This window comes from Pandoraea sp. XJJ-1 (assembly GCF_026802345.1).
Lineage (GTDB): Bacteria > Pseudomonadota > Gammaproteobacteria > Burkholderiales > Burkholderiaceae > Pandoraea > Pandoraea cepalis.
In genome coordinates this window covers 3,355,595-3,378,293 of sequence record NZ_CP113827.1, presented here as the reverse complement: position 1 = coordinate 3,378,293, position 22,699 = coordinate 3,355,595, and the positions used below count along the sequence as shown (strand labels likewise).

The 22,699-nt window shown below is 61.7% G+C and carries 21 protein-coding genes; 14 read left to right on the top strand and 7 right to left on the bottom strand.

All coding sequences use genetic code 11. The features are described from left to right. Positions 1-14: 14 nt before the first annotated feature. Positions 15-2,144, bottom strand: a complete 2,130-nt coding sequence (locus OYT13_RS15450; RefSeq protein ID WP_017231938.1) for a TonB-dependent receptor — start codon at positions 2,142-2,144, stop codon at positions 15-17. A 477-nt stretch (positions 2,145-2,621) separates the two neighbouring features. On the opposite strand from OYT13_RS15450, the gene OYT13_RS15445 reads away from it, so the two are divergent. Both OYT13_RS15445 and OYT13_RS15440 read left to right on the top strand, forming a co-directional pair. Continuing rightward, positions 2,622-3,692, top strand: coding sequence for an ATP-binding protein (locus OYT13_RS15445; protein ID WP_261938321.1), 1,071 nt, complete (start codon positions 2,622-2,624; stop codon positions 3,690-3,692). A gap of 124 nt (positions 3,693-3,816) precedes the next feature. Further along, positions 3,817-5,274 (top strand): M81 family metallopeptidase, encoded by a 1,458-nt coding sequence (locus OYT13_RS15440; RefSeq protein WP_261938322.1) that lies wholly within the window; start codon positions 3,817-3,819, stop codon positions 5,272-5,274. A gap of 177 nt (positions 5,275-5,451) precedes the next feature. On the opposite strand, the gene OYT13_RS15435 is transcribed toward OYT13_RS15440, so the two are convergent. After that, positions 5,452-6,684 carry an NAD(P)/FAD-dependent oxidoreductase gene (locus OYT13_RS15435; protein WP_268566535.1) on the bottom strand — a complete coding sequence of 411 codons (1,233 nt, stop codon included), beginning with the start codon at positions 6,682-6,684 and terminating at the stop codon, positions 5,452-5,454. Positions 6,685-6,831: 147 nt separating this feature from the next. Then, positions 6,832-7,185: a RidA family protein gene (locus tag OYT13_RS15430; RefSeq protein WP_268566534.1), complete on the bottom strand. Its 354-nt coding sequence runs from the start codon at positions 7,183-7,185 to the stop codon at positions 6,832-6,834. Between the two features lie 185 nt (positions 7,186-7,370). On the opposite strand from OYT13_RS15430, the gene OYT13_RS15425 reads away from it, so the two are divergent. Beyond that, positions 7,371-8,027, top strand: coding sequence for a helix-turn-helix domain-containing protein (locus OYT13_RS15425; protein ID WP_268566533.1), 657 nt, complete (start codon positions 7,371-7,373; stop codon positions 8,025-8,027). Between the two features lie 243 nt (positions 8,028-8,270). Here the strand turns inward: OYT13_RS15425 and OYT13_RS15420 are convergent, their stop codons facing one another. The 3 genes from OYT13_RS15420 to OYT13_RS15410 all read right to left on the bottom strand — a co-directional run bounded on the left by OYT13_RS15420 (position 8,271) and on the right by OYT13_RS15410 (position 9,939). Further along, entirely contained in the window at positions 8,271-8,501 is a 231-nt protein-coding gene (locus OYT13_RS15420; protein ID WP_017231944.1) for a hypothetical protein, read from the bottom strand. A gap of 207 nt (positions 8,502-8,708) precedes the next feature. Beyond that, positions 8,709-8,912, bottom strand: coding sequence for a cold-shock protein (locus tag OYT13_RS15415; RefSeq protein WP_017231945.1), 204 nt, complete (start codon positions 8,910-8,912; stop codon positions 8,709-8,711). A gap of 316 nt (positions 8,913-9,228) precedes the next feature. After that, positions 9,229-9,939: an IclR family transcriptional regulator gene (locus OYT13_RS15410; RefSeq protein WP_017231946.1), complete on the bottom strand. Its 711-nt coding sequence runs from the start codon at positions 9,937-9,939 to the stop codon at positions 9,229-9,231. Between the two features lie 161 nt (positions 9,940-10,100). Between OYT13_RS15410 and OYT13_RS15405 the strand changes: the two genes are divergently transcribed. From OYT13_RS15405 to OYT13_RS15360, 10 genes are all read left to right on the top strand, one after another. Further along, the gene (locus OYT13_RS15405; RefSeq protein WP_017231947.1) at positions 10,101-10,799 is read left to right on the top strand and encodes an RraA family protein; all 699 of its coding nucleotides are present in this window, start codon (positions 10,101-10,103) and stop codon (positions 10,797-10,799) included. Then, the gene (locus OYT13_RS15400) at positions 10,799-11,746 is read left to right on the top strand and encodes an NAD(P)-dependent oxidoreductase (RefSeq protein WP_017231948.1); all 948 of its coding nucleotides are present in this window, start codon (positions 10,799-10,801) and stop codon (positions 11,744-11,746) included. The genes OYT13_RS15405 and OYT13_RS15400 overlap by 1 nt, the downstream gene beginning before the upstream one ends. Before the next feature lie 23 nt (positions 11,747-11,769). Then, the gene (locus tag OYT13_RS15395; protein WP_017231949.1) at positions 11,770-12,699 is read left to right on the top strand and encodes an SMP-30/gluconolactonase/LRE family protein; all 930 of its coding nucleotides are present in this window, start codon (positions 11,770-11,772) and stop codon (positions 12,697-12,699) included. Between the two features lie 77 nt (positions 12,700-12,776). Beyond that, positions 12,777-14,195: an MFS transporter gene (locus tag OYT13_RS15390; protein ID WP_017231950.1), complete on the top strand. Its 1,419-nt coding sequence runs from the start codon at positions 12,777-12,779 to the stop codon at positions 14,193-14,195. Between the two features lie 13 nt (positions 14,196-14,208). After that, the gene (locus OYT13_RS15385; RefSeq protein ID WP_017231951.1) at positions 14,209-15,255 is read left to right on the top strand and encodes an amidohydrolase family protein; all 1,047 of its coding nucleotides are present in this window, start codon (positions 14,209-14,211) and stop codon (positions 15,253-15,255) included. Then, the gene (locus OYT13_RS15380) at positions 15,252-16,532 is read left to right on the top strand and encodes an MFS transporter (RefSeq protein ID WP_268566532.1); all 1,281 of its coding nucleotides are present in this window, start codon (positions 15,252-15,254) and stop codon (positions 16,530-16,532) included. The genes OYT13_RS15385 and OYT13_RS15380 overlap by 4 nt, the downstream gene beginning before the upstream one ends. A 148-nt stretch (positions 16,533-16,680) precedes the next feature. Then, positions 16,681-18,006, top strand: a complete 1,326-nt coding sequence (locus OYT13_RS15375; protein ID WP_268566531.1) for an MFS transporter — start codon at positions 16,681-16,683, stop codon at positions 18,004-18,006. A gap of 118 nt (positions 18,007-18,124) precedes the next feature. Continuing rightward, complete coding sequence (locus OYT13_RS15370) at positions 18,125-18,274, top strand: hypothetical protein (RefSeq protein WP_017231954.1); 150 nt, start codon at positions 18,125-18,127, stop codon at positions 18,272-18,274. Positions 18,275-18,525: 251 nt separating this feature from the next. After that, positions 18,526-19,536 (top strand): asparaginase, encoded by a 1,011-nt coding sequence (locus OYT13_RS15365; RefSeq protein ID WP_268566530.1) that lies wholly within the window; start codon positions 18,526-18,528, stop codon positions 19,534-19,536. 18 nt (positions 19,537-19,554) lie between these two features. After that, positions 19,555-20,310 (top strand): GntR family transcriptional regulator, encoded by a 756-nt coding sequence (locus OYT13_RS15360; RefSeq protein WP_268566529.1) that lies wholly within the window; start codon positions 19,555-19,557, stop codon positions 20,308-20,310. On the opposite strand, the gene OYT13_RS15355 is transcribed toward OYT13_RS15360, so the two are convergent. Next, positions 20,307-21,383: a lactonase family protein gene (locus OYT13_RS15355; RefSeq protein ID WP_268566528.1), complete on the bottom strand. Its 1,077-nt coding sequence runs from the start codon at positions 21,381-21,383 to the stop codon at positions 20,307-20,309. The two genes, OYT13_RS15360 and OYT13_RS15355, sit on opposite strands and share 4 nt — an antisense overlap. Before the next feature lie 287 nt (positions 21,384-21,670). Here OYT13_RS15355 and OYT13_RS15350 point away from each other — a divergent pair, with 287 nt between their 5' ends. Beyond that, on the top strand, positions 21,671-22,678 hold the full coding sequence (locus OYT13_RS15350; RefSeq protein ID WP_268566527.1) for a GntR family transcriptional regulator: 1,008 nt from the start codon (positions 21,671-21,673) through the stop codon (positions 22,676-22,678). Positions 22,679-22,699: the final 21 nt, after the last annotated feature.

Here is a 22,699-nt window from a genome sequence, read left to right as displayed (position 1 = left end):
GTCACTAACGCGTATCAGAACGGAACGGTAAGCACCGCGCCGATCGTGCGCGGCCGTTCCACGCTGACCAGTGCCGGCCCGCCAAGCGGCATCAACGCAGTCCCCGCGGCCAGAAGGGCGCGGCGGTCAAACAGATTGCGCACGTAGAAGTTCAGACTCGCCTTGCCGAAGTCGATCCCCGCCAGGAGGTCGGTCACTGCATAGCCAGGGAGCGGATAATCCGGCCGTCCGTTGCTGGTGCCGAACCCTGCGTGGCGACGGCCGACGAATCGTTGCGCAATACCCACGTATGAGGCATACGTGCCGAGCGAAAAGTGGTACGTCCCAGTTAGCGTGGCCGAGAACTTCGCGGAGTTCGGCAGGGGATCACCCGATTGCGTCCCGGTGGCAGCATTTCCCTGCGTCAACTTGGCGTCGATGTAGGAAAACCCCGCACCAAAATCCCAATGCCGATCGGGACGGAAGCTACTTGCCAACTCGAACCCTTTGATGCGCGCGTCCCCCGCATTGATCACCTGATTGACACCTTCCAGAGCGCCAAGCTGCTGGATGTTTTTCCACTCGATGTCATAGGCGGTTGCAGACAACGAAAGCCGCTTATCGAACAAATCTGCCTTGTAGCCTGCCTCATAGGTCCAAAGCGTATCGGGCTGAAACGTCGCACTCCCATTGCCGGGGCGCCCCGTGATGGGACTGACGAGCAGCGCGTTCGGCCCGCCCGGTCGATAGCCGCTTGCCGCGCGGACGTAGACGTTGCTGTTATCGGTCAATCCATAGCTGGCGGTCAGCATGTAGGTCTTGCTGGTATCGGACGACGGTGCGGAAATCGATTGAGGCGGTCCGCCCAGAAGGCCCGATGTGCTTTGGTTGTAACTCTGTTGGTTGTGGGCGATGCGAATACCGCCCGTGAGCGCCAGACGCTGTGTCACGTGATAGGTCAGATCTCCATATGCGGCGTATTCGGTATAGGTGCTGGGCGCCGTCAGTGCAGAGAGCGAAGGCGTGGTCCCGTCGGCAAATGCACCCACAATGCCCTGATCCGCCTCACTGCGCTCTCGGGTAAAGAAAAGCCCCCCGAGCCATTCAAGACGGCGGTTCGCGGGTGACGTCATGCGAAATTCCTGCGTCACCTTGTTCGTTGTCGCCAGGTTCATCGCGACAACCGAGTTCAGATTGAGCCCTTGCGCGGCCAGAGCCGGCACGTAGACCACTGACAGATCCTGAGGCTGGTCTGTCTTCACCGACTGATACGATGTGATCGAGTTGAAGCGCGACCATCCGAAGTCGTACTCCAAGCCGAGCGAGTAAAGTTCGACGTTTTGATGGAACGGTTCCGGCGCATAAATTCGCGTTGTCAGATCGCCATCGACGGGTTGGCCGCTCTTGTCGTATGCAACGTAATTGGGGGCGTTTCGATTGATGTTTTGCGTGATCGCGCTCAGACGCACGGTGAACTGACTCGTCGGCGTCAAGAGCAACGACGCGCGCGCGCCGTAGGTATCGCCTCTGTCGATTCGGCTACCCGCCTGCGGTCCGATGGCATCGACGTAACCTGCGTCGTGTTGGCTGAAAGCCGAAACGCGCACGGCAGCCACATCGTTCTTGATGGGAATATTCAGAACCGCGCTGGCAGTATTGCCAATACCGCCGTGCTTGGTTGCCGACATTCCCGCGCTCGCCTGGCCGGAGAATTCCTCCGTATCCGGCTCGTTGGTGACGTACTTCAGCAATCCGCCCATCGCCCCTGCGCCGTATAGCGTGCCCTGCGGCCCACGCAGCACTTCGATGTGATTCAGATCGAGCAGGCTCATGTCCAGCGCGAACGTCGCGCCTTGCGAGAAGACCGTGCTCCCACCGAAGGCGACGTCATCGACATAGACACCCACGGTCGGACCGGTTTGCTCCCCGGTCGTCACGCCGCGCATGCTGATCTGTCCGGCGCCGCTTCCGCCTTGGGAATTGAGGTCCACCCCAGGTTCCGACGAAAGATAATCAGACATCGTTTTCGCGCCGCTCTTCTGCAATGCGTCAGCCGAAATGACATTGATCTGCATAGGCACTTCGCGCGCGGGTTCACGGCGACGTGTCGCGGTCACCACCACAGTGTTGAGTGTCGCGCCGTCTTTGCCTGACGCTGGCGTCATGGTTTGCGCGTTGCCGTTCGTTCCGGCATTAGTGTCAGCCGATGATTTGGCGCTCTCGGCCTCGGCACTCACCGCCGAAGCCGCACTGGGCAGTGCGACCGTTTGCGCATGTCCATAGGCTGACGCAAGCCCCAGCAGGGAACCCACCAACCAGGTGCCCCCGCTCGGCCTAAGCCTGAATCGGCGCATAGTGACTGCGGTTTGCCTGCGATGCTGTCTGATTGCCACTGTCGTCTCCTTCGAGATTTCCGCACGTCGGCCGTCACAATCGCCTTCGCGGTATGGATCGTGTAGCGAGGGATGTCCACGCTGATTCGAGTCTTAGCTCTGGCTTCAACGTTATTTGTGCGATATTTCTGGTTCATGTGGACTTTGTATCTCGCGTGAAACATAGACCCACCGGCCGTGGCTTTCCATTGCTGCACAATCCAGGTGAGCGGTGATCCCTCCCGGATGTTTCCGTCCTGAAACAATCTGTTGACGAAGCGGCTACATAGGCGCCGGATAATAGCGACCATGTTCGCGTTTTCTTTCACGGCACCCGCCGCAACCATCATGCAAAAGCCATCGTTCGATTCCGCGTTCTATCGGCTACTGTTTGTCATGCTCGTCATGGTGGCGCTGACACAGGCTGGCACCGCGATATTGATGTACACGGTGTACTCCGCAGCGGCGTTCAAGGCGCCCCCCGGCATGTCGACCGGACTGCAGTTGAGCATCGCCGCTGCCGTGCAGATCGTTCCGCTGCTCTTCTCTTCCTGGGTCGGTGCGCGAATGCTGTCGGTACCGTTCAAGTCGCTGGCCGCAGGGGCCGCAGCCTTGTCTCGCAATATGGACGCGCCACCGATCCCGGAAGCGGGCCCGATTGAAGCGCGGCAGGCGGCTCGTGTTTTCAACTCGATGCAGGCGGCCATACGGCGCCAGGTCAACGATCGCAATCGCTTCCTTGCCGCCGTCTCGCATGATCTGCGCACGCCGCTTACGCGAATGCGTCTGCGGCTACGGACGCTTGAGCCCTCGGAGTTCAGCGATCGATTGGTTGCCGATATCGACGAAATGACGCAGTTGCTCGACGCAACGCTCTCGTTTCTACGCAATGAGGCCGTGACCGAAGCGTTCAGTCCAATTGACATCGACGCGCTCATGGATGCCATCGCGGAAGACGCGATGGAGCGTGGGCAGAAGGTCTCCGTTCACGGGGCGATCGCGCCTATGCTTGCGCAGCCCTTGGCGTTGAAACGTTGCCTGACCAATCTGGTCGCCAATGCGATTCGCTATGGAAGCGAAGCGCATATTCAATTGGTCGATGGCGATGAGCAAGTGCAGATCAACATCGTCGATCGCGGGCCCGGCATCCCGGAACGAGATCTCGAACGGGTGCTGGAGCCGTTCTTTCGACTCGAACAATCCCGTAATCGGGAAACCGGTGGTACCGGACTTGGGCTGGCCATTGCAAACGATGTCGTCAAGCGACATGGAGGCACGTTGACATTGCTCAATGGCAGCGACGTTGGGCTGATTGCACGCGTCGTGTTGCCAAGGCGATAGCCGCGAGCGCTTCGCAGACAATGCACCCGCTTCTGTGTCAATGTGGATACACACTGCTCACAATCAGGCAACGAGGTCCAAATACAGTGTGAAGGACACGCTTCTTCACACATCTGGACTCACCATGAAGATCTTCGCGGCACAACTCGCTACAGAAACCAACACCTTCGCGCCGTGCCCCACCGGGTGGGGGGGATTTCAGGAAAATGGGATTTTCCGGGGCGACGCCAGCATTCGCGCGCCGGAAGGCGTGGGCTATCTGATGGCGGAACTTCGGCGACTCGCCCGTTCGGACGGAAACGAAATCGCCGAAGGGCTCAGCGCCGAGGCGCAGCCGTCGGGCCCCGTCATTCGAGAGGTCTATGAAACGCTGCGTGACGAGATCGTCGCCGGTGTGCGCGCAGCGCTACCGCTCGACGCTGTCGTCCTCATGCTCCACGGTGCCATGGTGGCGCAGAATCATGACGACTGCGAAGGCGACCTGCTCGCGTGCATTCGTGAAGTTGTCGGCCCCGAGGTACCGATTGCCGCGACGCTTGATCCGCATTGCCACTTCACTGAGCTGATGCAGTGCGCGGCCAACATTCTTATCGCCTATAAAGAGTATCCGCATACCGATGCGATCGACCGATTGCGTGAAGTTTATCGACTTGTCACACAAGCCGCCGAGGGGGAGGTCACCCCGGTAACCGCCGTGCACGATTGCCGGATGGTGGGCGCTTGGCACACCACATCGGAACCCATGGCCGGCTTTGTGCGACGAATGCAGTCGTTCGAGGGGCGCGACGGCATTCTCTCTGTGTCGCTGGGCCATGGATTCCCCTGGGGCGATGTCCCCGAGGCCGGCGCAAAGCTTTGGGTGATTGCGGACGGTGACCCGGCGCGCGCCGGTGCGTTGGCGAAGCAACTCGGGAGTGAATTCTGGGCAATGCGACATGACGTCCAGCCCAAATGGTATGACCTGGATCAAGGGCTCGACGCCGCCTTGGCCGTCGGCCTCGGTCCGGTCGTCCTGGCAGATGTTGCCGACAACCCCGGTGGTGGCGCCCCTGGCGATAGCACCTTCATCCTTCGGCGAGTCGTCGAGCGATGCATTTCCGATGTTGCCCTGGGTTGCTTGTGGGATTTGGGGGCCATTCAAATCTGCGCGGACGCCGGCGTCGGCGCCACGCTGGATCTTCGCGTCGGTGGCAAATGCGGTGCCGCTTCAGGCGACCCCATTGACCTGCGCGTCACCGTTCGAGCCGTGCATGATACGCATTCGCAGAGCCTTGGCGGCATGTCGATTCCACTGGGCCGTTCGGTCTGGGTTGAAGGGCCAAACGGATTGGACATCGTGCTCGTTTCCGTACGAACCCAAGTCATTGGTGTGGACGCATTCACCGGCATAGGCGTTGCGATGGACGCGAAGCGACTTGTGATCGTGAAGTCGACACAGCACTTCCATGCCGAATTTGCCCCCCGGGCAAAAGCGATTCTTCACGTTGCAGCCCCTGGCGCACTGACCCCCGATTTCGCAAAACTCCCCTATCGACGCCGTAGCCTCGAGTACTGGCCTCGCGTCGAAAATCCGTTCGTCTGATCGGGTGGCGCCGCGACGCCACAGATCAATCCAATCGATCACGCGTAGGTTGACCCAATATTTTGCCGGGAATCGCCAAAACTCCGGCAAAGTTTGCCCTTCTTCTGGAAGGGCTTTTTTTCGACTGATGTGCCGCCTGGCGGCACATCTCGAGTGGGGCGGCGAAGCGATACCGAGTCAGAAGCGATCGGCACGAAATGGAGAAGGGTCGACCAACGTCGGCGCGCCAGTGAGCATCTCGGCAATCAGACGCCCGGTCACGGGGCCGAGCGTCAGACCGTGATGCGCGTGACCGAAGGCGAACCAAAGATCCCGATGCCGGGGGGCCGGGCCGATGATCGGCAGCATATCGGGCGTGCACGGTCGACAACCCATCCATGGCTCGGATTCAACCGCTTTTCCCAGCGGGAACAGCCGTCTCGCCAGAGGTTCAACGGCCGCTAGCTGAACGGGCGTCCGCGGTGCATCGCGTAACGCAAGTTCGACGCCCGTTGTCAGACGAATTCCCTGGTTCATCGGTGCCAGCAAAAAGCCGCTCTCGGCATCCAATACCGGTTGATTCAGTTTTGTACCGATGTCGGGCAGGAAGTGCCGGTGATAGCCGCGCTTGACCGCCAGCGGCAGCCGGTAACCCAGCGCACGCGTAATCGTGTCGGACCAAGGCCCCATGGCCACAACGGCGTGCCGACCTTCGATTTCCCCCTCGAGGGTCTGTACGCGCCAATGGGGCTTCAACGTGGTCGCATCACCGCGCATGATCTGCCCACCTATCGATGTGAAGTACTGCGCGTAGCGGGTAACCAATTCGCCGGGATCGCGAATCGAACTCGAAGCCGTATGGCGAATGGCGCCGATGAGCGTTGCCGAGAGCGACGGCTCATCCTTCTGAAGTTGCGCTGCATCGAGTCGCTCAAACGGTACGCCGTACTCACGTTGCCAGCGCTCGACATCGAGAAGCGCTGCGTCGAACGCATCACGCCGATGGAAGACCTTTAGCCACCCGCCTTCGCGTAGCAGATCATCCGCACCTGCACGTTTGATGAGTGCCTGGTGCTCGGTCAAGCAATGCTCGATCAGTGTGCTGTATTGACGGGCGATGCGGGCATGGCGTTGCGGCGCGGAGTGATGCCAATATCGTGCGAGAAATGGGGCGATGCTCGGCAGCGCCGACGGGTGATAGCGCACATCCGTGGATTGATTCCGCGCATAGTGAAGCAGCGTTCCGATGTCGCGAGGAAACGCGTACGGATACACGCCTTCACGCTGTATCAATCCGGCGTTGCCAAATGACGTTTCCCGACCGGGCGTGCTGCGGTCGACGAGCGCGGTCGAAAGGCCACGACTCTGCAAATGGATAGCCGTCGAGACGCCGACGATCCCGGCGCCGAGTACGAGAACATCGAATTTCATGATGGAGACACTGTCGTTATCCCATTGCTGTGGCTAGCCGCGTGGTCGCGTCGCAATGCCACAGTGGACGGTTTGAATAGGTCGACCGATTCGCAATGGCGTCGTGAACGCCAAATCGTGGATGTCGCCTGGCAAATGTCGCACGGCCTAGGCCAACGCCGTCACGGCAACTTCCACGTCGAAGCCGGTTCTCATCAACAGCGATTGAACACACGCGCGCGTTGGTGCATGTCCCTGCGGAATCCAGGCGTCCCATACGCGGTTGAATTCGTCAAAATAACGAGCATCGGAAAGCCAGATGTTCGCCGTCAGAAGACGTGTTTTGTCGATGCCCGCCTCGGCGAGTAGCCCATCGATTTGCGTCAAGACTTCGTTCGTCTGCTCGGGAATCGTGGCGTATTGCGTCATCGGCACTTGCCCGGCCAGATATACGACACCCCCCGCAATGACCACCTGACTCATGCGGACATTGGTATGCAAACGTGTGATTTCTTTGTTCATTTTTTGGGCTCGGAGAAGAATGACAATGCGTCGGTCAACGCAGACGCAAGGCGTCCATGACTGTTCCGGTTATCATATATGAGAATTTAAGTTCTCGTATACGAGAAAATGTCAAAAAATCAACGCAATCGGTTTCATGTGTTCGGTTCGTATTGTCTGGACCGTACACGCTCAGTGAAAGTCCTATGACGCCATCTACATCAAAGAAGCCTGCGTCGTCAGGCAAGCAGAAGCGCGACGACGGCCAGGTCAGTCATGAAACGGTGGGCGCCCGGCTGCGAAGCGCGCGCAAGGAGAACGGGCTGACACTCAAGACGTTGAGCGAGCGCTCAGGCGTCGCTGTATCGACCATCTCAAAGGCGGAGCGCGGCGACATTGCGCTCACCTACGACAAGTTTGGCGCGCTTGCCCGTGCACTCGGCCTGGATTACTCGGCCATCTTCGGGCATGGCAACGCCGAACTCAGCGCAGGGATGAGTCCATCGTTCACTGAAGCGGGGAAGCAGACGATATACGAGACCCCCAACTATCGCTATGGCATGATCGCCTCCGACCTTGCCAATAAGCGCATGGTGCCGATGCGTGCACACATTCGCGCGCGCAAGCTGGAAGATTTTCCTGACTATATTCGCCACGCGGGCGAAGAGTTCGTGTTTGTTTTGTCAGGCAGTTTGTTGCTGCAGTTTGAAAATGGCAGCGAATTTCGGCTGGCGCCAGGCGATAGTCTTTATTTCGACAGTGGCGTGGGGCACGTCTATCTGAGCGAGCATGATTCTGGCGTCGACGCCATCGTCTGCTGTGTAGACATGCATGTTCCACCCGCAATGTCGCGCTCGCGATGAGGGTCGCCAGGGACTCGCCACCCGTTGTCGAGTCGGACACTCCGGCCGGACTGAGCGAACCTTTTCCGGTGGATCTCCACGATTTTGTGGACGCCTGTCGTCGGGTGCCGGTCATCTGGGACTTCTGAGTGCTTGACTCGGTGTCGGGTATCCAGGCGGTGAAACGAAGTCAGTGAGCCCGCGACGGTGGCGTCAAGGGCTTTTTGCTTTTTGACTCAATCCGCTGCGAAATCGAAATGCGGTCTAGCCGCGATTGTCGACCCAGTCGCGCGCCCACGTGGTGGCGTGTCCCAGCGCCTGCGTTTCGTTGTCGAAATAGTCGAGCGCGTAGAAATTGTACGAAACAGGATCGGCGTCCAGGGGGCCGCCTCTGACGAGCACGAGGTTGGCCGCAAACCAGCCGTCCGATAGTTGGTGCGCGGATGGGGAAATTGAGTAGCCGTTGTATTGGTGGTGATGTTCGATATTTTGCATTAGCGATTGTCGAGCGCACACATGGCATTCGCGCCATACAAGCAAGACAATTTGAAAGTTGGGGGGAGACGGATTGTGTCTAAACGACAAACGATGCGCACGTTGAGGTGTGGCGATCGGATCGGGGGGGGGGGAGCGTCGCTGCGCGAGGAAGCGCGCGCGTGAGGCAGACAAGCAAAGGGCCGGAAGACCGGCCCTTGAAATACGTTACAGCGGGGTGATATTCGAGGCTTGCATGCCCTTCGGGCCACGCTTCGTCTCGTAGCTTACCTTCTGGTTCTCCGCGAGCGTCTTGAATCCATCGCCGCGAACTTCCGAGAAGTGAGCGAAGAGATCATCGCCGCCAGCGTCAGGAGTAATGAAGCCAAAGCCCTTGCTATCGTTGAACCACTTAACAGTACCGGTATCCATATTGAATCCTTGAAATAAAAAAATACAGCTCCACCGCGGAGCGACAAAAACTTCAAGGAAGAGGAGAGGACAACGAGTACCGCGCAGACAAGGCGGAAAATGGTGATCAGCAATCGAGCTTCTTGAATATTTCGAGGCCCACAATACAGGGGCGGATCGGGAATGTCAAAGCATATCGTTATCCGCTCTCGCTATTGGGCAATACATTGTTTTGCGTAAGTCGTGCGCCAGAAAGGGGGGCGGGCATCCACCGGCACCGCACACGCGCATTTGATTGCGCTGCCGGCGTCAACAAGGATCCCACGTCCCACCGCGCTCATACGCCGTAGAACCGCTCGCAAAACGCGGCACTCGCCCCGAGCTTCCGCGACAAATCGGCCGCGGCGCGCAATTGCGGGACCACCAGCTCGCCGGATTCATGCGCAGCATTCAGTCTCGAGGCCGGACCGGAGAGCGTGAGTGCCGCCATGAACTTGTCATCGGTACCGAACACCGGCGTCGCAAACGCCGCGGTATGCACGTCGCGCGCACCCGACGTGAAGATGGGGATCGTCGGCGGTTGCTCGTACAGCGGCTCGTTCAACCCCCAGAACCGAATGACCTGGCCGATGGCCGTGTCGTCCAGCGGCAGCGACGTGCCCGGAAGGCGCGTCTCGCGCAGCCCCTCGGACGGCTCAACCCGGAACAGGCAAAGCCGGTTGCCATTCTCGTGCACGTAGTACGATGCGCTTTCCTTCGCCAGCGCAGCCAGATCAAACAACACCGGCTCGACCACCGTCGACAGGTGAAACGATTGCTCGAACAGCTTGCCCAGATATAGCAGTCGATGGCCGAGCGCATAGTTGCCCGATGACGAGCGCACCACATAGCCCATTCGTTCAAGCGAGTTCATCAGTCGGTACACGGTCGTCTTGTGCATCCCGGTCGCCTGCGAAAGCGTACCGAGAGAATGCGATTCCGCACCCGGCTTGAAACAGTCGAGCAGCGATAGCGCTTTCTCGACTGCGGCGACCCCGTCGTTCCCCATCCCGTTCCCCTGTCAAATAGATACCATTTTACATGGTACAGCGACAATTTACCCAGTAAAAGGGTAAACGCTAGTGCCGGTCATGCGTCGCCTGTCTTATAGTTATTTCACTCTGTACATTAGCTCTGTACATCGTACAGCGCATCATTTGAGGTCAAATTATGAGCACGACTCCCGCAGGCACTTCCATCCAACGAAACATCGAGCGCGTCTCGCCCGAACTTGTCGAGGCGGCAGCCAAGTATCAGGCCGCCATTCTTGCCGACGTCGCTGGCCGTCGCGGCACGGTGCACGGGCGGGTGAAACCGCTGTCCCCCAAGATGAAAGTCGCGGGTCCGGCCATTACTGTCGAAGTCCGCCAGGGCGATAATCTGGCTATCCATGCCGCGTTGGCGATCGCCCAGCCGGGCGACGTCATCGTGGTCGACGGCAAGGGCGACGTGAGCTGCGCGCTGCTGGGAGAAATCATGGCCACTCAGGCAAAGGCGACCGGCATCGCGGGCATCATCATCGACGCTGCCGTGCGCGACGCGCACGAACTCGCCAACGGCGACTACCCGATTTTCTCGGCAGGCCTGAATCCGTGCGGCCCGACCAAGAGCGTGGCCGGCCTGGTGAACTCGCCCATCTCGCTGGGCGGCACCGCGGTGAATCCTGGTGACCTCGTGGTCGGCGATGCCGATGGCGTCGTCGTCATTGCACGGCAGGACGTGGCGCGCATCATCGATCTGGCGCAAAAGAAGCTCGAAGCAGAAACGGCGCGCATCGACGGCATTCTGCGCGGCGAGCAGTTGCGTCCGGCGTGGGTCGAGAAGGAATTGCGGGCCGCCGGCATGCTGGCCGAAGGTGAGACGCTGTAATGACTGCCGTGACGCAAAAGCCGGTTCTGCTGGTCACCGCCGCTGACCTCGCCCCCGAAGCCATCGCCATGCTCGATGCCTTCGAGCTGATCTTCGCGGGCAAGCAGCCCACGGAAGACGACATCGTCGCCCTGTGTGAACACCACAAGCCCGTTGCCATCATCGTGCGCTACGGGAAGATCAACGCCCGGATCATGGACGCGGCAGCGAATCTGCGCGTGATCTCCAAGCACGGCAGCGGCATAGACGTCATCGACCAAGCGGCGGCAAAGGAGCGGGGTATCGCCGTGCTGGCCGCCGTCGGGGCGAACGCCGCCGCCGTCGCCGAGCATGCCTGGGCGCTCATCCTCGCTTGCGCCAAGGCGGTCCCCCATCTGGACGCTCGCCTGCGAGCTGGCCATTGGGACAAGGCCACGCACAAGTCGGTCGAACTGGAGGGCCGCACGCTCGGTCTCGTGGGCTTGGGGGCCATTGGGCGCAGGGTCGCCGCCGTGGGCTTGTCATTCGGGATGACGGTCGTGGCGTTCGACCCGTATGCGAAAGAGGCACCGCAAGGCGTCAAGCTCGTGTCGCTCGAGGCGCTGTATGCGGCGTCGGACGTCGTGTCGCTGCACTGTCCGCTCACCGCTGAGAACCGCCAGATGCTCAACCGCGAAACGCTCAGCTGCTTCAAGCCGGGTGCCATTCTCGTCAACACGGCGCGCGGTGGCCTCATCGACGAAGCGGCGCTCGCGCAGGCACTCGCCAGCGGGCAACTGCGTGCGGCGGGTCTCGATAGTTTCGATGTCGAGCCGATGACCATGCCCCATCTGTTCCAGGGCATTCCCAACGTCATCTTGTCCCCGCACATCGGCGGCGTGAGCGACGCGGCCTACGTGAACATGGGGAAGGGCGCTGCCGCCAACGTGCTTGCCGTCGTCAACGCACAGGCGCGCGACGCCGCCTAGCGTTCGAATCCGGAGGGCAGAGCATGTTCTTTCTCACAACACCCGAAGTGCGCGAAGCGGAAGTCTTCACGCGCATGCCGGTGCGGTTCCGCAAGCCCGATGTCCAGACCGACTGGGCGCTGGCGAATCGCGGCGGCATGGCCACCGACTCGTTCCTGGAAGGACCCGTCTGGGATCCGGCCGGCTACCTGTTCGTGACCGACATTCCGCACGGGCGCATTTTCCGTATTTCGTCCTCGGGCGAATGGGATCTCGTCGTGCAGTACGACGGTGAACCGAATGGGATGAAGCGTTTCGACGACGCGCATCTGCTCATCACCGACTATCGCAACGGCCTGATGCTGCTCGATATCGCGCGCGGTGAGGTTCGTCCGTACCTCGAGCGTCGCAATACCGAGCGCTTTCGCGGTGTGAATGATCTCACCTTCGATTCGCGCGGCAACCTGTACTTCACCGATCAGGGACAGACCGGTCTGCACGACCCCACGGGCCGCGTCTATCGCCTCTCGCCAGACGGCAAGCTGGACACGCTGCTGAGCCAGTGCCCGAGCCCCAACGGGCTGGTGCTCTCGCCGGACGAAAAGGTCCTCTTCGTCGCCATGACGCGGGGCAACTGCGTCTGGCGTGTGCCATTGCAGTCCGACGGCTCGGTCAGCAAGGTCGGCCAGTTCTTCACCTCTTACGGCCCCAGTGGGCCTGATGGCCTGACGGTCGACGTCAACGGGCGGCTCTTTATCGCGAATCCGGGCCTCGGTCGCGCATGGGGGCTCAACCACCGCGCCGAGCCGGAGGTCATACTCATCAGCCCGGAAGGGGCGTCGCTCACGAATCTGTGCTTCGGTGGCCCCGACATGCAAACGCTGTTCATGACGGAGTCGGTCACGGGCACCGTGCTGAAAGCCGAGATGACGATTCCCGGGCCGTTGCCCAAACAGGCGAAGACGAAGTCCTGACGTTTGATCACCGGGTGGTCTGCCCGGTGCCCCCTATATCGATATCGCACCATAAGTAGTGCGGTGGAGGAGCAAGCATGACCCTTTCGCAAACCATCACCGCCGCGCCCGCCGCCACCGGGTGCGACACGCCGCACAGTCAGCACTTCGCGAGCGACGAGTATGCCGCGAGCGAGCGAACGCTTGCCAAGGCGTTCTGGCGGATTCTGCCTTTCATCTTTCTCTGCTATGTCGTGAGCTACCTCGACAGAACCAACGTCGGCTTCGCCGCGTTAACGATGAACAAGGATCTGGGGCTGACCGCAGAACAGTTTGGCCTTGGCGCAGGGTTGTTCTTCATCGGGTATTTCCTCTTCGAAATCCCCAGCAATCTCATCATGCAGAAGGTCGGCGCGCGCGTGTGGATCGCGCGCATCATGATTACCTGGGGCTTGTTCTCGATGGCCACGGCCTTCGTCGTCGGCCCCAAGAGCTTCGCGGCCGCGCGCTTTCTTCTCGGCCTCGCCGAAGCGGGCTTCACGCCCGGCATTTATCTCTATTTCACGCACTGGTTCCCGGGGAAATGGCGCGCGAAGGTCACCGCCGCGTTCCTCGTCGGCATTCCCGTCGCGAACATGATCGGCTCGCCAATTTCGGGGGCGTTGCTGCAACTGGGCGGCCTGCACGGTCTGCGCAGTTGGCAATGGCTGCTGCTCATGGAAGGCCTGCCAGCGGTGGTCCTCGGTGTGGTTTGCCTCTTCGTGCTGGCCGACCGGCCGGCGAAAGCGAAGTGGCTGACGCAGGCCGAGCGAACGCTCCTGGAGCGGCGCATCGCGCACGAGCAGCGCGACATCGGGACCAAGCATGGCAGCAGCCTGCGTGACGCCATGACGAACTGGCGGGTCTACGTGCTGGCGTTCATCAACTTCTGCGGCATCGTGGGGTCGCTGGGTGTCGGCCTCTGGATGCCGCAGATCATCAAGCAGTTTGGCGTTGCGCACTCGGTGGTGGGCTGGCTGACCGCGATTCCGTACGCCATCGGTGCGGTCGTCATGATCGTGTGGGCGCGCGTCGCGAATCGTGCGAAGCACCGCATTCCGTATGTCGCCGGCGCCCTGGGCGTCGCGGCGGTGGCGCTTTGCATCAGCACGTTCGTCGACGCGCCGGTGCTCAAGCTGATTGCGCTGAGCTTTACCGTGAGCGGCATTCTCGCGTTCCAGGCGACTTACTGGGCCATTCCGTCTGGCTTCCTCACAGGACGCGCCGCCGCCGGTGGCCTCGCGCTGATCGTCTCGGTCGGCAATCTCGGTGGGTTTGTCGGACCCTCGATGATCGGTGCGCTCAAGCAGTTCTCGGGCGGCTTCACCGCACCGTTGATTGCTGTGTCGGCCTTTTTGCTGGTGGGCGCACTGACCACGGCATGGCTGGCCGACCCCGGGGCGAACGCAGGCGAAGCGGTGTCCGATCCCGGACACGATCCGGTCGACGCCGCAAACGGCATGCGCTCGAACGGCTGACGGGGACCGCGCCATGCAAATTGTCCATGCGCCTCACCTGACGGTTCGCGAAGCGTGGCTGGCCTTGCGCGAAGAAGCCGCGCTCGAACCGGCGCTGCCCATCGTCGACGCGCATCACCATCTCTGGGACCGTCAAACCGGGCGGTATCTCGCCGATGAATTCGGCAAGGATGTCGCGAGCGGGCACCGCATTGTGTCGACGGTCTATGTCCAGTGTCGATCGATGCTCCGACGCGATGGTCCGGAGCCGATGAAACCGCTCGGAGAAGTCGAGTTCGCCAACGGTGTCGCGGCCATGTTCGCCAGTGGGGCTTACGGGCCGACGAGGGTCTGCCAGGCCATCGTCGGGGGCGCGGACCTGACGCTGGGGTGGGATCTGGAGGGCGTACTCGAGGCCATGCTGCAGGTGTCCGGGGGCAGGCTGCGCGGGATTCGCAATCCGCTCGCGTGGCACGAGAGTCCTGCGGTCAGTTCCAGTCCCGTCACGCCGCCGCGCGACCTCATGGAAAACCCGGCGTTTCAGCAGGGCGTGCGAACCCTCGCGAAGTACGGCCTGTCGCTCGATGCCTGGGTTTATCACACGCAACTCGATCAGCTGTATGCGCTGGCGCTGAGTGCACCGGAGGTGACTGTCGTCATCGATCACTTTGGCGGCCCCCTGGGCGTTGGGCCTCACGCCAACACCGCAGAGGACGTTTGGGCGCGCTGGACGCGCGGGCTGGCGCGACTGGCCAGTCTGCCGAACACCGTGATCAAGTTGGGTGGTGCGGGCCTGAGCGTGTTCGGTTTCGGGTTTGCCGCAAACGAATTGCCCCCGTCGTCCGACATGCTCGCCGCCGCATGGCGGCCGTATTTCGACACCTGCCTCGACCTCTTCGGTGCGAACCGCTGCCTGTTCGAGAGCAATTTCCCCGTCGACAAGGGGATGTTCAGCTACGGCGTTCTGTGGAATGCCTTCAAAAGATTGGCGAGTGCGATGTCGGCCGATGAAAAGGCGGCGCTGTTCAGCCGCACGGCCGCGTCAGTTTATCGCTTAGATATGTCAGGAGACAAAGAATGAAGACTAGTGCAAGCCTCTCCGAGGCAAGCCTCACCGATACGGGACACGGGAGCGGCTACAAGGCGATCACCAAGGGCGAATGGCGCTCGCTCTCGCTGGCTGGCCTGGGATGGACGTTCGAGAGCTACGACTCGTTCCTGCTCTCGCTTTTGCTGCCGACGCTGGCCCTTCAGTTTGGATTGAGCAAGGCGCAGCTCGGCCTGTTCACCAGCATCACGGCGGCCGGGCAGATCGTCGGCGGCATTCTCTTCGGCTACGTCTCCGACCGCTTGGGCCGCGTGCGCACGGCGCTGCTGTGCATTGGCATCTACTCACTGTTTTCCGGCTTGCTGGCGTTCGCGCCCAACGAGCATTGGTTTGCGACGCTGCGCTTTTTCGGGGCGTTGGGCATGGGCGGGACATGGACTGCCGGCGCAGCCCTCATTGCAGAGACCTGGCATGCGAGCCGTCGCGGCAAGGGTGGGGCGCTTATGCAGATGGGGCTGCCCATCGGCGCCATTCTCGCGATTGCGATTTCCGGCATCGTGAGCGCCGCGTACGGCGGTCTTGTCGACAGCGGTTGGCGTCTGCTTTTCCTGATTGGCGCGCTGCCGTTCTTCATCCTCTTCTGGGTGGCACGCAAGACGCCTGAGTCGCCCATCTGGCTCGAGCGGCGGCAGGCGAGCGCAACGCCCTCGAGTGGCACCCAGGCGGGCGACGAGAAGCTCAACGTTCGCGGTCTTCTGCTCGCGTTCACGTTCATCTTCTTCCTGCAGTACCTCTACTGGGGTGTGTTCACCTGGACGCCGACATTCCTCGTCACGGTGAAACACATCGACTTCGTGCATAGCTTGAAGTTTGTGCTCGCGCTTCAGTTCGGCGCCATCACGGGGTTCCTGCTGTTCTCGGCCTTTGTCGACCGCCTTGGTCGCCGTCCGATGTTCCTGGCCTATCTGCTGGTGGGCGCGGGGGCTGTGCTCGTGTACATCCTGTCGTCGAACGCGATGCTGCTCATGGCGGCGATATTCCTCACGGGGTTCAGCGTCAACGGGATTTTTGCCGGCGCCGGGCCGTTCCTCGCAGAAATCATCGGAAACACCGCGAAGCGCGGTTTCTTCATGGGACTCGCCTACAACGGCGGACGACTTGGTGGCTTCATCGCACCGCTGGTCATCGGCGCGCTAGCGTCGACGTCGGGCGGCTTTGTCCTTGGGCTGTCCACGACGATCGTCGCCTTCATCGCCGCTGCGATCGTCGTCTTCTTCGCGCCGGAAACCCGCGGAACGACGCTTTCATAACGGCGTCGGACGCGCCAGGCGTGGGGACACCCATCGCGGCGATGGCTGCCGTATGGGACACCGTACTGGCCGCCGCGGGCGTGTCCGCTATCGCCACGCAACGACTCAGACAATAGCGCTCCGGTGCACAATAAATTGGGAGACAACGATGCAACTCACGGGTGTTAGGGAGCAATCCGCGATCGAGCGCCAGACCGTACGGAAGGTCGTGTGGCGTCTCGTCCCGTTCTTGATGGTGTGTTACCTGCTCGCCTTCATCGACCGAGGCAACGTCGGCATGGCCTCGCTCCAGATGAATCACGATCTTGGCATGTCGGCGCGCGTGTTCGGATTCGGTAGCAGCCTGTTCTTCATCTCCTACTTCTTCTGTGAAGTGCCGAGCAATCTCGCGCTTCAGAAGTATGGCGCGCGACTCTGGATCGCTCGCATCATGATCACGTGGGGCATTGTGTCGGCGGCGATGGCGTTGGTGCACAACGCGACGAGTTTCTACGTTCTTCGATTCCTGCTGGGTGCGGCCGAAGCCGGCTTCTTCCCGGGGGTCCTGCTGTACCTCTCGTACTGGATTCCGACGTCGTATCGCGCGCGTATCGTGGCAACGTTCATGGTCGCCATTCCGGCAGCAAGTTTCATCGGTTCGCCGATTTCCGCGCTACTGCTTCAGATGGACGGTATCGCCGGTCTGCGCGGTTGGCACTGGCTCTTTATTCTCGAGGGTGTGCCCACGATCCTGCTGGGCATTGCCTGCCTGTTCCTCCTGGCCAACAAGCCGAAAGACGCGAAATGGCTAAATGAGGACGAGCGGACATGGCTCGCGAGCACGCTCGCCGCCGAGCACAAGGCGCCAAAGAAGGTCTTGTCGATGCCGTTGACGAAGCTCTTCCGCAACCGTTACGTGCTGTGCCTGGCACTCGTCGACACCTGTGCCTCGGCGGCGGGCAGCACGTTGTCCGTCTGGCAGCCGCAGTTGCTGAAATCGTTCGGCCTCACCGTCATGCAGACCGGCCTGCTGAACTCAGTGCCTTACGCGCTCTCATCCGTGCTGATGGTGTATTGGGGCCGCCGTTCGGACCGGCTCGGCGAACGCCGTTGGCATACGGTCGTGCCGATGCTGCTGATCGGTCTCGGGTTGTTTGGCACTTCGTTGAGCGGAACGCTGGTGCCGACGCTCGGTATGCTCTGCGCGGTGTTGGTCGGTGCGTACTCGTTCAAAGGCCCGTTCTGGGCACTGGCGACCGACATGCTTTCGAACAGTGCGGTTGCAGCCGGTCTTGCCACCGTCAACGCCATCGCCAACCTGCTTGGCGGCGGATTGATGGTGAATGTCTACGGATGGGTGAAGGCCGCGACGGGCAGCTATTCGCTCGCGCTGATGCCGCTCGCCGTGTTGACCCTCATCAGCGTGACGACGCTGCTGTTGCTGACGCGCAAGGGCGATGAAACACAACCGACCGGAAAGGCCGAGGTGGCTTGAGCCTGACGCACGGACATCGGCGTTATCGGTTCGCGTGACGGAGCAGTCCCCGTCACGCGCGGGCTTGCGAGACAGGTCACGGGTAGAATGACGACACATCATTCGGAGATACCCCCCAATGCGCAAGCTCTCCTTTCTGCTCGTCGCTACCACGGTCCTGCTGGCAAGTTGCGCCGTCTATCTTCCTGACGATGGCGGTTATGGCGGGCGTGGCGGCCCGGGGAATGGCTTCTGTCCGCCGGGACAGGCGAAGAAGGGCAACTGCTAAATGGCGTGAAGCGCCCGCCCCCGCATCGGTGGGCGGGCGCTTCACGTCGAATCAGGCCGATGCGTCCTGGCATCGCGCCGTCCCCCTTCCGGTCCAGCCCTTGACCGCACCGGCACAGCATCGCCAACACGCGCCCACCGCAGTCGCCACAAACATCAACGAATAGCCGTATCTGGCTGACAGCATGCTGACGAGTGTCGATTATATATAATGCATAATGCATATCGACTGAAATCAGATACCGATCCCCGATGCCCAATTCGCTTCCCGTGGTTGCCGTCGCCTCGCTTGGCGGCACGATCAGCATGACCCCCTCAGACGCCGCCGGTGGCGTCGTCCCCACGCTTGACGCCGCGCAACTGGCCCGCTCGGTGCCCGGATTGTCCGACGTGGCGATGATCACGACGGCATCGCTTCGACAACTGCCGAGCGCGTCGCTGCGCTATGACGACCTGATGGAGGCGCTCGCCTGGGCCGAGCAACAGGTCGCGGCAGGGGCAGTGGGCGTCGTGCTTACGCAGGGCACCGACACGCTCGAGGAAACGGCCTTCCTGCTGGATTTGTTCTGGACACTGCCCGCGCCGCTGATTCTCACGGGGGCGATGCGCGCGCCGCAGGCCGCAGGCGCGGACGGTCCTGCGAATCTGCTGGCGGCCGTCAGGGTGGCGGTGCATTCCGAGAGCGTCGAGCGCGGCGTGCTCGTCGTGATGAACGACACGGCGCATTACGCGCGGTGGGTCAGCAAGGGCGATTCGCTCGCGGTGCAGGCGTTTGTGTCGCGCGACGGCGGCGTCGCCGCACGTCTCGTCGAAGGCGGCCCAGCGTTCTTTCATGCACGCCAGGCGCGCCCGCACGCCCTTACGCGACCCGTGCGTGCGTGGCCGAAGGTCGCGCTGGTGGCAGCCGTGCTGGGCGATGACGGCGAACTGGCGGAGCTGGCGGTGAAGGGCGGCTACGAGGCCGTCGTGATTGCGGGGCAGGGCGCGGGACACGTCTCCTTTGGATTCGCGCAGCGCATCGGTGCGCTGGCCGAGCAAGTGCCGGTGGTGGTCGCCAGTCGTGCGGCGAGCGGGCCGACGGCGTGTGAAACCTATGGGTATGTCGGTGCTGAAATCGACCTGGTTCGGCGCGGCGCGCACATGGCCGGTTGGCTCTCGGCGCTCAAGGCCCGGCTTCTGGTGGCGGCGCTCATCGCGTCGGGCGTTGCGCCCGGCGCCGTTGGGGAAGCGCTGGCGAACTGGAGTACACTCGCGCGTCGATAATCCACACACGGCACTCCTTTGAAAAGCACGCCTTCTGCATCGGCCAGCGTGTCCGGCACACCGAGCCTATCGAGCGCATCGAGCGCATCGAGCGTCTCCGGCACGTCAGGCCGTCGCCGGCTCACGGCCTACCAATATGCCATCGAGACGTTGCGTGCTGAGATTCTGCAAGGCAAGTTGAAGGCGGGCGACCGGCTTCGGCAGGACGATCTCGCGCGGCGTCTGGAGATGTCGACGACGCCTGTGCGCGAAGCGCTGCGCACGCTGGTGTCCGAGGGGCTCGTGTTTTTCGACGTTCACCGTGGTGCCGTGGTACGCGGTCTTACGATCGACGACGTCAACGAGCTGTACCGTCTGCGCAAAACGCTCGAACCGATGATGGTCGAGCAAGCGATGGCCACGCTTCGGGAGGGGGACATCGCCAACGCCCAGGCGCTGCACACCGAGATGCTCGCGACGTCGGACGTCGCCAAATGGACCGAACTGAACCAGGCGTTTCACGCGGCGCTATGGGCGTCGCAGGACAACTCCCGACTGGCGCACCTGATCAAGACCCTGCGCGATGCGTCGGGCCCCTACATTGCGTTGTCGCTCCATATGCGTCCCGCGCACGTCGACGTGAGCAATCAGGAACACCAGACGATGCTCGACGAATACCGCGCCCGCGACGTGGATGCGGCCCGGCGGCACATGCAAGCACATCTCGACGCCACGCTGCGCATCATCGTCGAGGCCATCGAGCAGACTGAGGCCGAGGCGGCGGCGAAGAACTAACGCGTCTTGAAGACGATACACACGGGACTGCCCGTTTCAATGACCACGCCCGTCGGCGCGGGCGCGTCCCGATCTTCGTCGATCGCATACTGAATAATCGCGTCGGAACGCTCATTGGCGACGTACAGGTCCCGGCCTGACGGCGATACGCACAGGAAGCGGGGGAACTGGCCGAATGTGCTGGTCCACGTGGGCGCGCCGCAGCGGCCGGATACCGGATCCAGTCGCAGCGTTGCCACGGAATCGTGGCCCCGATTGGAGACGTACAGCGTGCGCCCGGAAGGCGTGATGGCGATGCCGGCGGCACTATTGACACCATCGAACTCGCCGGGAATGAGTGACACCGTCCCCAGCGCGGTGCATTGGCCGGTCTCGCGATTCAGTGCCCACGTGGTCATCGTCGAATCCAGCTCGTTTGCCACATAGATCAGCGGCTGCGTCGGATGGAAGGCCGCGTGGCGAGGGCCGGAACCCGGTCGCCATCGGTTGGCTACCGTTTGCACGTGTCCGTCGTCCTGCCAGCGAATCGCGAACACTATGTCGAGCGCCTTGTCGGGAACGATGTGCCAATCCGAGTCGACTTGCCGCGTCGAGTAGCGGGCGATCTGATGCGGATGCGACGAGGCCTGTTCGGTGCGATGCGGACCGGGCGATCCTTCCAGGGCGACCGTCGTCGAGGGCTCCCCCAAGGCGCCGTCCGCCGCAATCGCGAGGCGCGTGACATTCCCGGTGGCGTAATTGGCGATGGCGAGCCATCGACCGCACTTCGACAGGTCGAGGTGAACCGGATTGCGGCCTTCGCACGAACGACTGTTGAGGGGCGTCAGGCGGCCGGATGAGGCGTCGATGCGAAACGCGCTGACCTGATCGCCGTCGCCATGCACTGTGTAAAGCACCGTCTGATCCGGGTTGAGCGCGAGAAACGACGGGTTGTCCAACGTAGGGACGATGTCGACGAGTGACCACGCGCCCGTTGCCGAATCCACCGAATAGACACCGATGCCCTTGCCGCGTGCGTCTCGCTCGCGGGTCGTCCTGCAGCCGACGTAAGCATACTGACGGTCCATTGTCATACCCCCACGCCGACGGCGATTCGGCGTCGGCCGCCGCGTTGCGCCGTCGTCCGGTGAGCGTGCATGTCGCCATCGCGGGCCGACAGGAGACTCGATGCCGACGGGAACCAAGCGGTGGATGAAACAAACCACATCGGGGTTTTCTCCAGGTGAGACGATCATTTCTTGCATTTCGATTAAGTGCATTATATTATCAAAAAACGCAATAAGCAAACGAGATGCGTCCAAGCGTGCATCCAGGACTTTGAAGAGGATCGTCAGCATTGAATCGGGAGGTGGAAGTGGGTGTGGCAAAATTGACGTCGGATACGGCGGGGGCGCGCGCATTTGCGCGCGGCTTGCCTTCGTTCGAGGTCAGTTTCGCGCCGTCGCACTCTCTTCACACCATGCCTTTGACCCCGCTGCAAATTCGTGTCACCAAGGAAATTCTCTCGCTTGCCCGCAAGGACGATCTGGCGCAAGGTGAGCGCCTCGCGGAGTCGGTGCTGGCCGAACGTATCGGCACGTCGAGAACGCCCGTCAACGTTGCCTTGAAGCACTTGGCCGAGCTGGGGGTGCTGTTTCATGATCACAATCGCGGCTATTTTCTGGCCAAGTCGGCGCGCGAGCTGACCGACATTGCCTCTCAGTTTTCCGAAGAGCCGGATGAGCCGCTCTATCTGAAGATTGCGGAAGACCGCCTGGCGGGGCGATTGCCCGACGTTGTCTCCGAGGCCGATCTGATGCGGCAATACGACGTGGCGCGCAGTGTCCTGCGCAAAGTGCTTTCCGTGATGCAGGAGGAAGGCTGGCTCGAGCGGCAAGTGGGGCAGGGGTGGCAGTTTCTGCCGATGATCGACTCGATCGACGCGTACGAGGAAAGCTATCTTTTCCGAGCGGCCATCGAACCCACCGGCATCCTGTCACCGACGTTTCGTTGCGACCCGATCGAACTGGCCGAGTTGCGCCGCCGTCAGCAGTACATCGTGGACGGTGGGTATCTCACGATGACCTCGGTCGAATTGTTCGAGGCGAATAGCGAAATGCACGAGACGATTGCCAAGTGGTCGGGCAATCGTTTCATACTGCAGTCCGTTCGTCGCATGGACCGGTTGCGTCGCCTGGTCGAGTATCGGCAGGCGCGCGAGCGAAAGCCCAGGCAGGATCAGGCGCGGGAGCACTTGACGATTCTCGACGCGATCCGCGCGCAGGATCTTTTCAAGGCTGCGGCGCTGTTGCGTGAGCACCTGGAAGGGGCGCGACGCAGAAAGGTTCGTACCGGGAAGGTCTTCGCCTCCGAGATGGTGTCTACGTAGGCGTGGGTGAGGGGGCGATTT

Bases quoted from the DNA above. Each gene is read 5' to 3' on its own strand.
- OYT13_RS15450 (WP_017231938.1), bottom strand. From the start codon at position 2,144: ATGACGCCAGCGTCAGGCAAAGACGGCGCGACACTCAACACTGTGGTG.
- OYT13_RS15440 (WP_261938322.1), top strand. From the start codon at position 3,817: ATGAAGATCTTCGCGGCACAACTCGCTACAGAAACCAACACCTTCGCG.
- OYT13_RS15435 (WP_268566535.1), bottom strand. From the start codon at position 6,684: ATGAAATTCGATGTTCTCGTACTCGGCGCCGGGATCGTCGGCGTCTCG.
- OYT13_RS15430 (WP_268566534.1), bottom strand. From the start codon at position 7,185: ATGAACAAAGAAATCACACGTTTGCATACCAATGTCCGCATGAGTCAG.
- OYT13_RS15425 (WP_268566533.1), top strand. From the start codon at position 7,371: ATGACGCCATCTACATCAAAGAAGCCTGCGTCGTCAGGCAAGCAGAAG.
- OYT13_RS15420 (WP_017231944.1), bottom strand. From the start codon at position 8,501: ATGCAAAATATCGAACATCACCACCAATACAACGGCTACTCAATTTCC.
- OYT13_RS15415 (WP_017231945.1), bottom strand. From the start codon at position 8,912: ATGGATACCGGTACTGTTAAGTGGTTCAACGATAGCAAGGGCTTTGGC.
- OYT13_RS15410 (WP_017231946.1), bottom strand. From the start codon at position 9,939: ATGGGGAACGACGGGGTCGCCGCAGTCGAGAAAGCGCTATCGCTGCTC.
- OYT13_RS15405 (WP_017231947.1), top strand. From the start codon at position 10,101: ATGAGCACGACTCCCGCAGGCACTTCCATCCAACGAAACATCGAGCGC.
- OYT13_RS15400 (WP_017231948.1), top strand. From the start codon at position 10,799: ATGACTGCCGTGACGCAAAAGCCGGTTCTGCTGGTCACCGCCGCTGAC.
- OYT13_RS15395 (WP_017231949.1), top strand. From the start codon at position 11,770: ATGTTCTTTCTCACAACACCCGAAGTGCGCGAAGCGGAAGTCTTCACG.
- OYT13_RS15390 (WP_017231950.1), top strand. From the start codon at position 12,777: ATGACCCTTTCGCAAACCATCACCGCCGCGCCCGCCGCCACCGGGTGC.
- OYT13_RS15385 (WP_017231951.1), top strand. From the start codon at position 14,209: ATGCAAATTGTCCATGCGCCTCACCTGACGGTTCGCGAAGCGTGGCTG.
- OYT13_RS15380 (WP_268566532.1), top strand. From the start codon at position 15,252: ATGAAGACTAGTGCAAGCCTCTCCGAGGCAAGCCTCACCGATACGGGA.
- OYT13_RS15375 (WP_268566531.1), top strand. From the start codon at position 16,681: ATGCAACTCACGGGTGTTAGGGAGCAATCCGCGATCGAGCGCCAGACC.
- OYT13_RS15370 (WP_017231954.1), top strand. From the start codon at position 18,125: ATGCGCAAGCTCTCCTTTCTGCTCGTCGCTACCACGGTCCTGCTGGCA.
- OYT13_RS15365 (WP_268566530.1), top strand. From the start codon at position 18,526: ATGCCCAATTCGCTTCCCGTGGTTGCCGTCGCCTCGCTTGGCGGCACG.
- OYT13_RS15355 (WP_268566528.1), bottom strand. From the start codon at position 21,383: ATGACAATGGACCGTCAGTATGCTTACGTCGGCTGCAGGACGACCCGC.